The 14,627-nt window shown below is 41.9% G+C and carries 10 protein-coding genes; 8 read left to right on the top strand and 2 right to left on the bottom strand.

All coding sequences use genetic code 11. The features are described from left to right. Positions 1-14 precede the first annotated feature (14 nt). The gene (locus tag ACX0G9_RS07060) at positions 15-3,689 is read right to left on the bottom strand and encodes a chemotaxis protein CheB (RefSeq protein WP_459064168.1); all 3,675 of its coding nucleotides are present in this window, start codon (positions 3,687-3,689) and stop codon (positions 15-17) included. A 531-nt stretch (positions 3,690-4,220) separates the two neighbouring features. On the opposite strand from ACX0G9_RS07060, the gene ACX0G9_RS07055 reads away from it, so the two are divergent. From ACX0G9_RS07055 to ACX0G9_RS07025, 7 genes are all read left to right on the top strand, one after another. Beyond that, a complete protein-coding gene (locus tag ACX0G9_RS07055) occupies positions 4,221-4,391 on the top strand; it encodes a DUF6799 domain-containing protein (protein WP_459064167.1) in 171 nt (56 codons plus the stop codon). Positions 4,392-5,197: 806 nt separating this feature from the next. Next, positions 5,198-5,413 carry a GDCCVxC domain-containing (seleno)protein gene (locus tag ACX0G9_RS07050; protein ID WP_459064166.1) on the top strand — a complete coding sequence of 72 codons (216 nt, stop codon included), beginning with the start codon at positions 5,198-5,200 and terminating at the stop codon, positions 5,411-5,413. Positions 5,414-5,565: 152 nt separating this feature from the next. Beyond that, positions 5,566-5,994, top strand: a complete 429-nt coding sequence (locus tag ACX0G9_RS07045) for a hypothetical protein (protein ID WP_459064165.1) — start codon at positions 5,566-5,568, stop codon at positions 5,992-5,994. 95 nt (positions 5,995-6,089) lie between these two features. Continuing rightward, on the top strand, positions 6,090-10,481 hold the full coding sequence (locus ACX0G9_RS07040; protein ID WP_459064164.1) for a CusA/CzcA family heavy metal efflux RND transporter: 4,392 nt from the start codon (positions 6,090-6,092) through the stop codon (positions 10,479-10,481). Positions 10,482-10,530: 49 nt separating this feature from the next. After that, positions 10,531-11,670 (top strand): efflux RND transporter periplasmic adaptor subunit, encoded by a 1,140-nt coding sequence (locus ACX0G9_RS07035; protein WP_459064163.1) that lies wholly within the window; start codon positions 10,531-10,533, stop codon positions 11,668-11,670. A gap of 19 nt (positions 11,671-11,689) precedes the next feature. Continuing rightward, on the top strand, positions 11,690-12,913 hold the full coding sequence (locus ACX0G9_RS07030) for an MFS transporter (RefSeq protein ID WP_459064162.1): 1,224 nt from the start codon (positions 11,690-11,692) through the stop codon (positions 12,911-12,913). 288 nt (positions 12,914-13,201) lie between these two features. Next, entirely contained in the window at positions 13,202-13,432 is a 231-nt protein-coding gene (locus ACX0G9_RS07025) for a hypothetical protein (RefSeq protein ID WP_459064161.1), read from the top strand. 24 nt (positions 13,433-13,456) lie between these two features. On the opposite strand, the gene ACX0G9_RS07020 is transcribed toward ACX0G9_RS07025, so the two are convergent. Beyond that, on the bottom strand, positions 13,457-13,645 hold the full coding sequence (locus ACX0G9_RS07020; RefSeq protein WP_459064160.1) for a hypothetical protein: 189 nt from the start codon (positions 13,643-13,645) through the stop codon (positions 13,457-13,459). Positions 13,646-13,964: 319 nt separating this feature from the next. Here ACX0G9_RS07020 and ACX0G9_RS07015 point away from each other — a divergent pair, with 319 nt between their 5' ends. Then, positions 13,965-14,615 carry a hypothetical protein gene (locus tag ACX0G9_RS07015; RefSeq protein WP_459064159.1) on the top strand — a complete coding sequence of 217 codons (651 nt, stop codon included), beginning with the start codon at positions 13,965-13,967 and terminating at the stop codon, positions 14,613-14,615. Positions 14,616-14,627: the final 12 nt, after the last annotated feature.

Raw genomic sequence — 14,627 nt, 5'->3', positions numbered from 1 at the left:
GTTTAGCAAATTCTTCATACTGGTAATGAGAAATAAAAGATACTCCCTTTTCCCAGGTCACTTTCTACCCAAATTTTACCATGATGCCGTTGTATGATTTCGAAGGAAATAAACAAACCGATACCTAAACCCTGAGATTGGTTGGCATGGTTTTCAACTCTATAATACTTATCAAATATTTTCCCAATATTTTGCTTGGAAATTCCTACCCCGCTATCTTTTATCGATACTAGAATCTCGTCCTTATTTTCCATTACATGTATAAATACCTTTTCTCCCAGCGGCGAGTACTTTATGGCATTAGATACCAGATTAATTACCACTTGCCCTAATCTGTCTCTATCTCCTTTAACTTCCTGCTTTACCTGGCCTGTTTTTATTATGGGATGCTGTGGAGAAGAATATTGCATGTTTTCAATGGTACTGTCCAGTAAATCATTGAAATTAAAAGTAGTAATATTATAATTTAATTTACCATATTGAATTTTACTAACATCTAATAATTCATTTATCAGATTATTAAGTCTGTTAACTGATTCACTCGCCTTCTTTGTATAGATATTTGAATCGGTATCGTTCTTGTCAAGGCACCGTTCAAGCAATTGAAGGTAGGCTTTAGCAATAGAAAGAGGGGTTTTCATTTCATGGCTTGCAATGCTAATAAATTCATCCTTAGTCTGTTCTTTCACTTTCTGTTCATTAATGTCCGTGTTGGTTCCTATCCACATCATTAATTTTCCATTTCCATCCCGTTGTGGTAAACCACGGCTTAAATGCCAGCGGTATACTCCGTCATGTCGGAGTAATCGATGTTCCAATTGAAAATCATCGCCAGTATTAATGGAGTGTTGCCATATTTTCAAATTGGCCTCCCAATCCTCTGGATGGATGATCCCCTTCCATCCCCAGCCCCTCAATTCCTCAAAGCTCCAATGTGTATATTCCAGCCACTGATTATTAAAATAGTCCATATTTCCATTCTCATCTGCCGTCCAAACTTTCTGCGGCATTGCTTCAGCGATAAAACGAAAATGTTTGGCACTATCTTCTGTCTGCTTATTAATTTTTATATTTTTTTCCTTTACTTCTTCGAAAGCTAATTCTAGTTTTTTTTCTGCTGTTTTTCTTTCCGTAATATCTTCAATAGCCAATAGGATTAAGGGTGCCTTATTTCTTTCATTAAGAATTTGCCTTGCGTTTAAAAGCATCGTTCGCTCACCCTGTGGATAAAATGGAAGAATAATTTCAAAGTCGTTTAAGTGAGTTCGTTGAGGAAGCACCTTTTCCAAAAGTGCCCGCAATACATTATCATCCCACTGATGATTTTGTAATTCATAGAGTAGCTTCCCTTCAGTTTCCCGCTCGGAAATATTAAATTGTTTATAAAAAGCAGGGTTAGCTGATTTTATGCGCAACGCTTTATCAAGAACCAGCAGTGGCCCCCGAATCGTAGCTACAATGCTTTCAGAATAGAGGCGTTCTGCATACAGTTGATCCTGCTTGTCTAATAATTCCTGATTTACAATAATCAATTCTTCGTTAGTAGATTGCAACTCTTCCTTGGATGTTTCCATCTCCTCATTTAGGCTTTGCAATTCTTCACCACTACTAAGTAGTTCTTCATTCGCACTTTGCAATTCCTCATTGTTTGCTTCCTGTTCTTCGGTGATACTGCGCATGTCTTCCCGTGTTTGGGCCATTTCCATTTCTAAATCTTGAATTCGCTGCAGGGCTTCCTTCAATTTTAGTTGAGCTGGTGACTCATCTCCTTCTGGTTCAATAACATCTTCAACATTGGGAAGAATAAACTCCCGAAAAAGAATTAAAAAATGTGGCTCAGGAATGTTCCTAAGGGGAATAATTTCAATGGTTACGGAAGTTGGCTTTCCATTACTCTTAATAGGGATTCCTTCTTTAATAACTGTGACATTACCCTCCTTCGCTTTGTGCAACGCATTACGCAATTCGAAACCTAATCCTTCATGGGCCATTTTAAGAAGGTTGAAAGTAGGCTTTCCAGGAGAAGGTTCAAGAAAGGGAGCTACAGTTCTATGAATATGAACGATATCCATTTGTTCATTCACGATCACACCGGCAGGAGTGTATTTAGACAGTAAAACACTTTCGGCATTCTTTCGAAAATCGGATATCAATATTTCAGGTTTTGAAGTCGATTTTATTTTTCCTGCGACCGCCATTTTTTCATTTTCGCCTTCAGAAAACATATGTCGTCCAGCCACCGATTTTCGGGAATAAATTTTTTCATGTTTGAATATTGGCGAATATATTTCCGAAACAACGCCAATGGTCTCAGATTTGCCCAGTAAAAGAAATCTATTTTCCTTAAGGGCATAATGGAAGGTGGTAAGTGCTTTCTTCTGCAAAAATGAATCCATGTAAATAAGCACATTACGACAGCTTATCAAATCCAGCCGGGGAAATGGGGGGTCTTTTAAGAAATTCTGGACTGCAAAAACACACTTATCCCGAATCACTTTATTAATCTGATAACTGCCATTGGTTTTTGTAAAATACTTTAGTAACCGTGCTTCTGAAAGGGATAGTACATCTCCTTTAGTGTAAATGCCTGCTCTCGCCTTCGCAATAGCATTCTCGGATATATCTGTAGCGAATATTTGAATTTGATTTCCTGAAAACCTGTCTCCTAAATATTCGTGCAAGCAAATAGCGATAGAATAGGCTTCTTCCCCCGTAGAGCAACCTGCAACCCAAATTCGAATGGGTTCAGTACTGAATGTATTTCTGAAAAGCTCCGGCAAAACACTTTCACATATTATTTTGAAAGTTTTTGGGTCACGGAAGAAAGAAGTTACAGGAATAAGCACATCTTTAAATAGGGCATCTTGTTCGGATAAATCACTTTTTAGCAGTTTTAAATAGCTTGAAAGGTTTTCACTTTTGCGCAATCCAATTCTTCTTGCAATACGCCTTCGAATGGTAGGTTGTTTGTAATAGGAAAAATCAACCCCGTTTCTCTGACGAAGCAGCGAAAGAATTTGCCTGAAAATGAATTCTTCGTCTTTATTTACATTTTCTTCATGAACTTGTGTATCGGTGATTCTGAAGTTATTTTTAATTTGGAGTAAATGTTCCGTTATTTTTTCCGGAGGTAAAACAAAGTCAACCAATCCGGCATTGATTGCACTTTGTGGCATGTCTCCATAAGCCGCCGATTCCTGATCCTGCACATAAGTAATTCCTCCATGCTCCTTAATGGCCTTTAATCCTAATGTTCCATCGGAACCAATACCTGAAAGCACTACACCCACCGCAAAACTCCGATGGACTTCAGCCAGCGAAATAAAGAAAACATCAATGGCATGATTGGCTATTGTTTTATTTCGGGGAGCGAGCTTAAGAACCCCATCCACCGCAGTAAGAATTTTATTTTCTGGAATGATATAGATTATATCGGGAGCCAGATTAATATTATCTGTAATCTCATAAACGGGTATATTCGTTACCCTGGAAAGAATATCAGGTAAAAGGCTGTCATGCGAAGGGTTCAAATGCTGTACTAGTACATAGGCCATTCCAGTGTATTCCGGGATAGCCTTCAGGAACCTTTTGAAAGCTTCAAGCCCTCCTGCTGATCCTCCTATTCCTACAACGGGGAAATCCTGAGCAAAGGTTGAAGGAACCTTATCTTTTTTTTTGGGTGATAGCATAATTTATAAAGTCACTAAATATACTGAAATTTTATTGAAAATTAGGGGATGCCTCCTTACACATAGTAAATAATAATATATATAATTAATTTATTTATATAATATTATCTGCTTCACCACCTAACTTATCCTTTCGATTCTTTCCGCCAATCCCATAATCAGGGTTACACAGATAAAAAACGAATTGCCCGAACATTTCCATTCGATTAATATAGTCGGATTAAAAAAGTTATTTGATTCAACAAAATTGTTAATCATTCGGGATTCGTCTATGAATAAGAGTACTTCCTTGGTCATAGCATAATAATTTATCTTATATGAAGGAATATATAATTTACTACCTCATTTAAACAGCATTTAACGATGTTCCAAGAATAACCTTCCCCAATCCGGGAATTTAATGGGATGTAAGGCGCCTACCTTTCATTATTTGAGAAGACTATTGCCGGACCCTTTATCAAACCTTAATTTTTTATTGTTTCCTTACTACTTAATGCCGGAATTTTTGCGCAGGACAACAAAATGGACTCGATGGCCCATAAAATGAAAGATTGTGTGATGATGAAGGATGGTATGATGATGGAAATGAAAGCCGGAAAAACAAAGGTTATGGATCATGACATGACCATGACAAATGGCACGATGGTCATGAAAGATGGCACTTGTAAAATGAAATACAACCATTCAACCAATAATTCCTAATGATACAGAAGCAAAAACTTAGACAACTATAGATTTTAAACAAAGAAAGATCGGAAAACAGTAATGCTAAAAAAAGGAGAGTTGCAGTTGCAAAAATGAAAGTAAAAAAACAGGTATAAAACGAATTACTAAGGGCAGGTATGGTTTGGTTTTAATAGAGGAAAAGAAAAGTCTTCAGCGTAATCTGGAGGCTTTCTTTTTTGAAGAATCTATTTAAATGATTTGAAATAGGTTATAATATGTAAAAGTAGGAATCAAATGTAAAAAGTGCCCACGGGGTCTGTAAAATGAATTTTGTCAGATCATAATTTCATTTTGTAATCAATTATACATTGATAATACAATCCAAAGAGCAAAAATAAAACTAAGCTATAAGCTAGTGAATAAACAAATCCCCTATATATTTCAAGCCTGCTATGTCGCTTAGAGATTACGATTCCTTTTGTAGTTAGAATGTCCAGCATTACTGTATGTGTTCCCAGGAATATCGGGAAGAATTTAATACTTACTCCCATGTCGATAAGAGCGTCACCGTCATGTATTTTTTCTTCTCAATCTGCGGTATTGAATAGGAAAATACTTCCAAAGTCAGTCGGAAAAAAAAGGCTAAAAGCTCTTAAAATTTTTCAGGACCTTTGACAACAAGGAGGTTAGGTTTTGAAGTTCATTAGCAGTAAGGATGCTGCCAATTTGCAAGGTCACATATTTTTTTATGGTCTTTAGCACTTTAAATTATGCAAGACTCTGGTGGCAACGGGCGATCACCATAAAAATTGAAACGGGTTACAAAGTAAAAATCTAGGAACATGTCAACTATTGACGTTAATTTGAATTCAGTGATTACCTGCCCAATCTGCGGATATAAAAAGGAAGAAACTATGCCTGCGGATGCATGTCAATACTTTTATGAATGTGAAAACTGTCATCAGCTCTTGAAACCAAAACAAGGGGACTGTTGTGTATATTGTAGCTATGGAACGATAAAATGCCCGCCGATTCAGCAAGGTAATTGTCACTGTTAAAATCATCAATATACTCGACCAGGAATGGCACCCTGTAATCGTACCATGTTTAAAAAAATCCCTGACGACGGAACGAGTGCTTCAAAAGCACCTTTTGGAACGATTTTTCAAATTTTATGGGACTATAAAGATTCGTACCTTTAAGCCCGTCAATGACAAGGAAGTATGTATCCATAGCATTCGTATTTGTAGCCTACAGTATTTTACTGTTGCACAGTGTCGTTCCGCATCACCATCACGGGGAAGGAACTCCTGCCGGTTTACATCGCAATGCCGACCAGGATGATGATGACGACGATCATGATGACCATAACGCTGTAGACCATAATTTTCTAAGTCATGCGTTTGCACATTTTCACCATGGTCAGGGCATTATAATAACCTATACCCATTTTTCTCCTGAGAAGTTCGGAACAACCATAAATTGGGCGGTGGAGTATACCCCTTCTTCTGCTCATTTCATATTACTTCCGCTTCCACTTCCGCCCCTGATTCCGCCGCTTTCCCGATCATTGTTGTTTGTTCCTATTCCCATTCCCCTACATCATTCTTTACGGGGTCCTCCCACTGTTGTTGCTTAAATAAGCATTCCCTTCCTGTCTAATTGCTTTCGGATACCCATTCTGCCGTAATGCCTCGGTAGCATTGCTATTCTTTATGTTATCATATCCTCTTTATGTTAGATAAGATTATTCATTTTTCCATCCGAAATAAGTTCATCATTGGCCTGTTTACGTTGGCGCTTGTTATCTGGGGTATTTATTCCTTGCGAAAATTGCCCATCGATGCCGTGCCGGATATTACCGACAATCAGGTCATGGTAATTACTATTACTCCAACGTTAGCGGCCCAGGAGTGTGAGCGACTGATCACTTTTCCGGTGGAACAGACCATGGCCAGTATCCCGGATATTGAACAGATACGCTCTTTTTCCCGCTTTGGGCTTTCCATTGTCACCATCGTTTTCAAAGAAAGTGTGGATATTTATTGGGCACGTCAGCAAATCAGCGAACGCCTTGCGCTTGCCGCCAAACAAATCCCGCAGGGGGTAGGCACCCCGGAAATGGCGCCGGTAACCACCGGTCTGGGAGAAATCTATCAATATGTGCTTCATCCTAAAAAAGGGTACGAAACCAAATACGATGCCATGCAACTGCGCACCATCCAGGATTGGATCATCCGAAGGCAGTTAATGGGTACGCCCGGAGTGGCAGAGGTAAGCGGTTTCGGGGGGTATGTGAAGCAATACGAGATCGCTGTGGACCCCGATAGGCTTCACAGCATGGATATTAGTATTTCAGATGTTTTTAATGCCCTCGAAAAAAACAACCAGAATACCGGAGGCGCCTATATTGAAAAAAGCCCTAATGCCTATTTTATCCGTAGTGAGGGATTGGTTAAAAACCTGGAAGACCTGGAAAAGATCGTTGTAAAGATCAATAAAGCTAAAGTGCCTGTACTGATCCGCGATATTGCTAAAGTGCAGTTCGGATCAGCGATCCGGTATGGGGCATCCACCCGCAATGGGCAGGGCGAGGTGGTTTCTGGCATCGTTATGATGCTGAAAGGAGCCAATTCTTCGGAAGTGATCAATAATGTCAAGGCCCGCATGGAACAGATCAAGAAGACCCTGCCGGAAGGAGTGGAGGTCGAGCCTTTCCTGGATCGGAAAAAGCTGGTGGACAACGCCATCGATACGGTCGCTCATAACTTGCTGGAAGGGGCTTTGATCGTACTTTTCATCTTGGTACTGTTTTTAGGCAATCTGCGGGCCGGACTAGTAGTAGCTTCCGTCATCCCGTTGTCCATGCTTTTTGCCATTTGCATGATGAACCTTTTCGGGGTCTCCGGCAACCTGATGAGCCTGGGAGCCATTGACTTCGGGTTGATCGTAGACGGGGCTGTCATCATTGTAGAAGCGGTATTACACCATATCGGCGCATCCAAACAATTGGCGGAAACGCCGGAGCTGTCCAAAGAACAGATGGATGGTGAGGTCTATCAGGCGGCGGCAGCCATCCGGAGTTCAGCCGCGTTTGGGGAGATCATCATTTTGATTGTTTACCTGCCCATCCTGACCCTGGTAGGCATTGAAGGAAAAATGTTCCGGCCAATGGCGCAAACGGTATCTTTTGCCATTTTAGGTGCCTTTCTCTTGTCTTTGACCTACGTGCCCATGATGTCAGCGTTAGCACTTAGCCGGAAAACACAACATAAACGGAACATTTCTGACCGTATGATGGATTTCTTTCACCGGCTTTATACTCCTGTCATTAAAGTTGCCCTTCATCAAAAATTATTAGTGGTCGCCATCGCAGTGGGGCTCTTTGTCATCAGCTTATTTACCTTTTCCCGGCTAGGTGGTGAATTTATCCCTCAACTCGACGAAGGCGATTTTGCCGTGGAGACCAGGGTACTTGCTGGCAGTTCTATGGACCAGATTATCGATGTGTCTACGAAAGCGCAAAAAATTCTTTTACAAAAATTTCCGGAAGTGAAACAAATCGTCAATAAGGTCGGCTCCGGGGAAGTCCCGACTGACCCCATGCCATTGGAGGCCAGTGACATGATGGTCATTCTAAAAAATAAAAAGGAATGGACCAGTGCCCATACCCGGGAAGAGCTGGCCGAAAAAATGCAGCAAGCCTTATCCGTCATCCCGAATGCTACCTTCGGATTTCAACAGCCTATCCAGATGCGGTTCAATGAACTGATCACCGGCGCCAAACAGGACGTCGTAATTAAGGTGTATGGAGAAGACCTTGACGCTTTATCGGATATCGCTTCAGATATTGGCAGACGCATACGATCCATTCCCGGAGTGCAAGACCTGTACATAGAAAAAATAACGGGTCTTCCCCAAATACAAATAGACTTTGTCCGGGACAAGATCGCTCAATATGGTCTGGATATTTCTGCCATCAACCAGGCCATTGAGACTGCATTTGCAGGTCAAACCACGGGCCTTGTTTATGAAGGAGAGAAGAGATTTGAACTGGTAGTACGCCTGGAAAAAGGGAATCGAAAAGGCCTGGATGACGTTCGCAATTTATATATCAGCACCCCTACAGGCCAGCAGATTCCTTTACAGGAAGTCGCCAATGTAAATTATAAGATAGGCCCCAATCAGATACAGCGCGATGATGCTAAGCGCCGTATTATGGTGGGGTTTAATGTCCGTAGCCGGGATGTCGAAAGCATTGTAAAAGATATTCAGCAGGTCATTAACAACAAAATCAAGCTGCCAGTAGGTTATTATGCCACCTATGGCGGGCAGTTTGAAAACCTGGTGGCAGCCAAACAACGATTAGCAGTGGCCGTGCCTGCAGCCTTATTGCTGATCCTCCTGTTATTGTATTTCACGTTTGGTTCTATCAAGCAAAGCTTGCTCATCTTTACCGCAATCCCTTTATCGGCAATCGGAGGAATATATGCCCTCTATTTCAGAGATATGCCTTTTAGTATCTCCGCCGGCGTGGGTTTTATAGCGTTGTTCGGCGTCGCCGTTTTAAATGGGATTGTACTCATCGGCGAATTTAACCGGTTGGAAAAACAAGGCATTACCGATATTTATCAACGTGTTTTACAAGGCACGATGGTGCGGTTGAGGCCCGTGCTGATGACGGCAACTGTAGCTTCCCTTGGCTTTCTACCCATGGCTTTATCCAATAGTTCCGGGGCAGAAGTGCAACGTCCTTTGGCGACGGTAGTGATTGGGGGCCTGATCACTGCCACCTTGCTGACCCTGGTGGTTCTGCCGGTCTTGTACATTTTCTTTGGCTCCCTGAAAAAAACAAAAATGACAACGAAAACCCTCATTTCGGGAGCGTTTATTACAATTTTCCTGATAGGCAGTTCGCCTTTGAAGGCCCAGGTTAGTACACATGCAGCTGTAACAACCCTTACCTTGGAGCAGGCTTTGGAGAAGGCGCTTAAAAATAACGGCAGCATCGAGATTGCCCGCCAGGACATCCGTTTACAACAGCAATTAAAGAAGGGTTCCTGGAATATGCCCAAAACTGAATTATTATTTGCGGATGGCCAGATCAGCAGCCTTGAAACCGACAACTCCTTTACCATCATGCAGAGAATGGAGTTTCCAACCGTATATTATAGTCAATCGAAACTCGCAGACGCCCGTATCAATAGCAGCATGCAGCAACTGGCAGTCAGGCAGAACGACCTTATCCGCAATGTAAAACTTGCCTATCTTCAAAATGTTTATTTGCTGGCCAAACGTCAATTATTACTGCATCAGGATAGTTTATACCGGAACCTGCAAAAATCAAGCGCGGCGCGGTATAAGACCGGCGAAACCAATAAACTGGAAAGCGTGACCTCCGAAGCGCAGGCCATGGAGGTTAATAATCAATTGGTACAAAACAGGGCAGATATTTTCATAGCAGAACAACAGTTACAAACTTTGTTACATACAAAAGATTCCGTTGAAGTCAGTGATAAGGATCTGCATAAAAACGTTTTGAGTTTGCCAACGGATAGTACTGCCAAGCGTAATAATCCTTACCTCAAATATCTCCAACAACAAATTACTGTCAACCAACGGCAAATTGAGGTGCAGAAACAAAAACGACTGCCTGATATTATGGCAGGATATGTCAATCAATCTTTTAAGGGATTCCAGGGGGTAAGCGGCACAGAAAAGTATTTTAGCGGAAGCGATCGTTTTTCCAGTTTTCAGATTGGGATTGCCGTACCCATTGCTCCCGGAAGTTATCGTTCAAGCATAAAAGCTGCCCTGATCAGCGAACAAATGGCCCGGAGCCAATTGGATTATGTGCAAACCAATTTAACCGGGGAATTACAAACACGCTTGCAGCAGTTGTATAAGCACCTGGCTTCGGTAGATTATTATGAGAAGACGGCATTGCCGCAAGCGGCACTAATAGCAGTAAATGCGACAAAAGGTTTTCAAGGTGGCGATACTTCCTATATGCAGTATCTTCAAAGTCTGGCCTTAGCCGTCAAAATTCAGTCCGATTACCTGGACAATCTGTATTTATACAACCAAACCATTATTGAAATAGAAACCCTTGCCGGTATCAAATAATTTTTAAAATAACAATATGCGTTCCATCTATAAAATTCTATTGAGTTGCATGGTAACTTCCCTTGTGCTGCTCTCCTGTAAAGACAATAAGGAGGAAAAAAAGGTTGAAACAGCCTCCACCTCAAAACAGAGCGCCGATACGGTATTTTTTACGAACGATCAGTTCAGGTTATCCGGCATAGAAATCGGATTGATAGAAAAGCGTACCATGAACGGCTTGATTAAGGTAAATGGGCAGCTCGATGTAGAACCGCATAACCTGGTTACTATTTCGGCGCCATTGGGCGGCTATATCAAAACAGCCGGTTTATTACCAGGTCAGCGTATCCAAAAGGGGCAGTTGATCGCCTCCCTGGAGAATCCTGAATTTATTACGCTGCAACAGGATTACCTGGAAACCAAAAGTAAACTGGAATACCTGGAACAGGAGTATAAGCGCCAGCAGGAACTCAGAAAGGAAGAGGTGAATTCAGCTAAGACCTTCCAACAGGTAACCGCAGATTACCATTCCATGCAGGCCCGGATCAGTGCCCTGGATCAAAAGCTGCATATGGCCGGTATAAATATGAATCAGTTAGAATCAGGCCAAATCAGCCGTTCCGGTAATCTGTACGCTCCCATTAGCGGCTATGTCAAGACAAGCAATGTGAATATGGGCAAATATGTTAATCCAACCGATGTATTATTTGAACTGACCAATACCAATGATATTCACCTGGCCCTGAATGTCTTTGAAAAGGACGTTGCTCAACTCCAGGTTGGCCAGATCGTAAAATTCTCCTTAGCCAATGAAACGGGGTTTAACCGCACTGCAACTGTCTTCCTGATTGGCAAGGCTACCGGGGAGGATCGCACGGTACCTGTTCATTGTCACCTGTCAAATGGAAAAGATAGCAAGCTGTTACCCGGCATGTACGTGAAAGCTTTCATTGAAACTAACCCGCAACAAGTGCCTGTTTTACCGGTGGATGCCGTGGTACAGTCAGAAGGGAAAGACTATATCCTTATAAAGGTTAGTAAAAATGATAAAGGATTTAAGTTTAGATTAGAACCCGTTAAAAAAGGCATGGAAAAAGAAGGCTATACGGAGATAACCCTTCCTGCCGGAATCGACGCAACCACCATCCAGGTTGTTTTTAAAGGAGCTTATACCTTGCTTTCGGCCTTAAAGAACACGGGAGAGGAGTAATCTTCTAAAAAATCAAGGCATGTCCATACAAAAAACAGTACATACGGCTTTTGTGCCATTTTACACTTTAAAGAATAGGGTGTTTGCAAAATTATATCTGGCGGAAACCATCAGTCTGCTGGGGGATGCTTTTACCTGGGTAGGATTGGCATTATTAGCCTACCAGTTTGGAAAGGGGCGTTCTGCTATCATTTTATCCACTGCATTAACCTTACGTGTAGTCGCTTTTATAATTTTCTCACCCTTTGCTGGTGTTTTGGCAGATAAAGTAGATCGCAAGAAGATCCTGTATATTACCCATTTTTTCAGAATGGCCATCGTCGCTTGTTTTCCTTTTATAACCGCTGAATGGCAAATTTTTGTACTGGTGTTTTTCTTAAATGTCTTTAATGCTTTTTTTACGCCTACTTATCGTGCAGTGATTCCCCAGGTAGTTGATAGAGCCATTTACCGGCAGGCCATTGGCCTATCGAATGCCACTTACCAGCTATTGGGCGTATTGGGTCCGGGCCTGGCGGGTATTCTGGCAGTGTGGCTTGGTGCCAGAGAAATATTTTTTGTGGATGCGGCTTCTTTTGTAATTGCTGCCATTCTCATTTTATTGCTGCCGGGCAAATTAATAACACCGGAAAGAAAACAGGAAAAAGGGCCAGAAAAATCCACCTGGATGGATGTAGCCAAAGGAGCTAAGTTGCTATTTGGAAATAAATATGTTCGCTTTTCCTTAGCCATTGAATTTGTGTCCGCCATAGCAGGCGCCCAAATCCTTGTCAATACAGTCGGTCATATTAAAGCGGGATTTGGGCAGGGTGACAGGCAGTATGGTTGGGCTATGTCCGCTTTTGCCATAGGGGCTGCTATTTCTGCTTTCATATCCGGTGCCATTGACAAAACGAAAAGCAGAAGAAAATCCTTGATTATTGGAGCGCTGCTGCTTGGCCTGGCCATAAGCGGCGCTAATTATGTCAATTATATTGGATTATTAGCGCTTTGGATGCTAGCTGGGTTGGGGCAAAGCCTGGCGGAAATCCCTTCCGAAACACTGATCGGTGAAAATATTTCTAGTGAGGAACAGGGTAAAGTATATGGCTCTCATTTTGCTTTTTCGCACTTGTGGTGGGCCATTGGCTATCCAATAGCGGGTTTTACGGGGGCACAATTTAACAATAATACTTTTTTAATCGGAGGAGTGATATCCTTATTACTACTCGTTATTATTTTACTTATGAACAGACGATGGTGAAGGCTAATGGTCAATTTTCGGTGCCTCCGCAAAATAAGAATGCAGGGAATGGCAATGCTGGAAAATTGCGATTCAGGAAAACGGAGGTAGTCACTAAGGGTGCCTTTTATCTGCAATCGAAAGGAGTAGGAAGTACCTGAAGAACAATAAGGTTGCTAGAAGCGCAGGTCGTTGGAAAAACAGAAACATTTAATAATATTGACAATTGTAACTATGGAAAATTAAAGAAAATCTACGGGACCGACAAAGCCGGAGCTGAATGATGATAAGGAAGAGAAAACCTTAGATTTGGACAGGTCGGAGGAGGATGCCACCTGGCAGACCCATTGGTCTTTACTCACTTCGCTGGCTATATTAGTGGTGATGCTGGTTTTAGAGTTTGGATTTAAATTGCAACCTCTCTTTCCTGTCAACCTATGTATTTTCTTGATTGCTTTTCTGTTAGCCGGATATAAGGTGGTAGGGATGGCCTTTTTGCGCTTTGGCCGAATCGAAGACGAACCGCAGGGCTCTATATAGATCTTTTATCATCAGACTATGGATCTACGGCTTCCCTTTGGGGGTGAGATCCTCGTCCAGGAGCAGTTGAGTCTCCGTATCCATAAATGTTGTCCCCTCTATGCTGGCCGCATTATATAAAACTGAAAATTCATTGAATTTGTCGTAATGGAGCACTTCCTGCAATTTCACCTCCTCATAACGAGTACGCAATTTGGAGAGATCATGCGACATTGACTCGTTGGTAATTTTTGTACAATTTAATGATTGAACAGGCTGCATCGGAAATTAAAAGTACTCGCTTTCTGCAATTAAATACTTTTCAACAATCTAATCAATTGTTAATCAATTTGGTATAGCATGATGAGGATTTAAGTAGGGCCTGCTTTATAAAATTTGGTTGCACAAGATCTCCTATGTGGCAGAGGGTTACAGATCTCTTTATTGGTATAGTCGGAATAATGGGTCGGCATTAAAAAACTTTATTATTCTTTGACCCAATTCTTGGAGGAAAGAGAAAAATACTATTACTTTGTACTTCAAAGTGCTTTTTATGGATAGCCCGAGCCAGACCCAACAATCATTAGAAACACTGCAGGATATCCGGCGTATGATGGACCGTTCCTCCCGGTTTATATCGCTTAGCGGGTTGAGCGGGTTGAGTGCCGGGATCTGTGCTTTAGCCGGGGCCTGGATTGCCTACGGCTGGTTGCAGGAGTATTATGCCAGCAGTGGGTATATGGGCAGGCATGGTTATATGACCGCTCAGGATCATGATCTGAAATGGAGATTGATTGCGCTGGCTGGAGTGGTTTTGATCGCGGCCCTTGTTTCTTCCACCTGGTTCACCTGGAGAAAGGCACGCAAAAGCAATCTGCCCGTATGGGATCATACGTCGAAAAAATTGCTGATCAATGTAGCCATTCCAATGACAGCAGGGGGTTTGTTCGTCCTGGGTCTGATCTACCGTTCCCAATGGGATATTGTGGCACCGGCCTGCCTGGTTTTCTACGGATTGGCGCTGGTGAATGCCAGTAAATATACCCTGAGCGATATCCGTTATCTGGGCCTGTTTGAAGTATTACTGGGTTGTATCAATATGTATTATGGAGAATGGGGCCTGTATTTCTGGGCCATTGGATTTGGTCTCCTGCATATTGTATACGGGTTGATCATGTGGTGGAAATATGAAAAGAACGGGTAAAAATAAATCAAG

It is taken from the genome of Flavitalea flava (assembly GCF_054461575.1).
Note: the sequence above shows the minus strand (reverse complement) of the source record. Positions and strands in the feature narration are given on the sequence as shown.

Bases quoted from the DNA above. Each gene is read 5' to 3' on its own strand.
- ACX0G9_RS07040 (WP_459064164.1), top strand. From the start codon at position 6,090: ATGTTAGATAAGATTATTCATTTTTCCATCCGAAATAAGTTCATCATT.
- ACX0G9_RS07035 (WP_459064163.1), top strand. From the start codon at position 10,531: ATGGTAACTTCCCTTGTGCTGCTCTCCTGTAAAGACAATAAGGAGGAA.
- ACX0G9_RS07050 (WP_459064166.1), top strand. From the start codon at position 5,198: ATGTCAACTATTGACGTTAATTTGAATTCAGTGATTACCTGCCCAATC.
- ACX0G9_RS07020 (WP_459064160.1), bottom strand. From the start codon at position 13,645: ATGTCGCATGATCTCTCCAAATTGCGTACTCGTTATGAGGAGGTGAAA.
- ACX0G9_RS07045 (WP_459064165.1), top strand. From the start codon at position 5,566: ATGACAAGGAAGTATGTATCCATAGCATTCGTATTTGTAGCCTACAGT.
- ACX0G9_RS07060 (WP_459064168.1), bottom strand. From the start codon at position 3,689: ATGCTATCACCCAAAAAAAAAGATAAGGTTCCTTCAACCTTTGCTCAG.
- ACX0G9_RS07030 (WP_459064162.1), top strand. From the start codon at position 11,690: ATGTCCATACAAAAAACAGTACATACGGCTTTTGTGCCATTTTACACT.
- ACX0G9_RS07015 (WP_459064159.1), top strand. From the start codon at position 13,965: ATGGATAGCCCGAGCCAGACCCAACAATCATTAGAAACACTGCAGGAT.
- ACX0G9_RS07055 (WP_459064167.1), top strand. From the start codon at position 4,221: ATGGCCCATAAAATGAAAGATTGTGTGATGATGAAGGATGGTATGATG.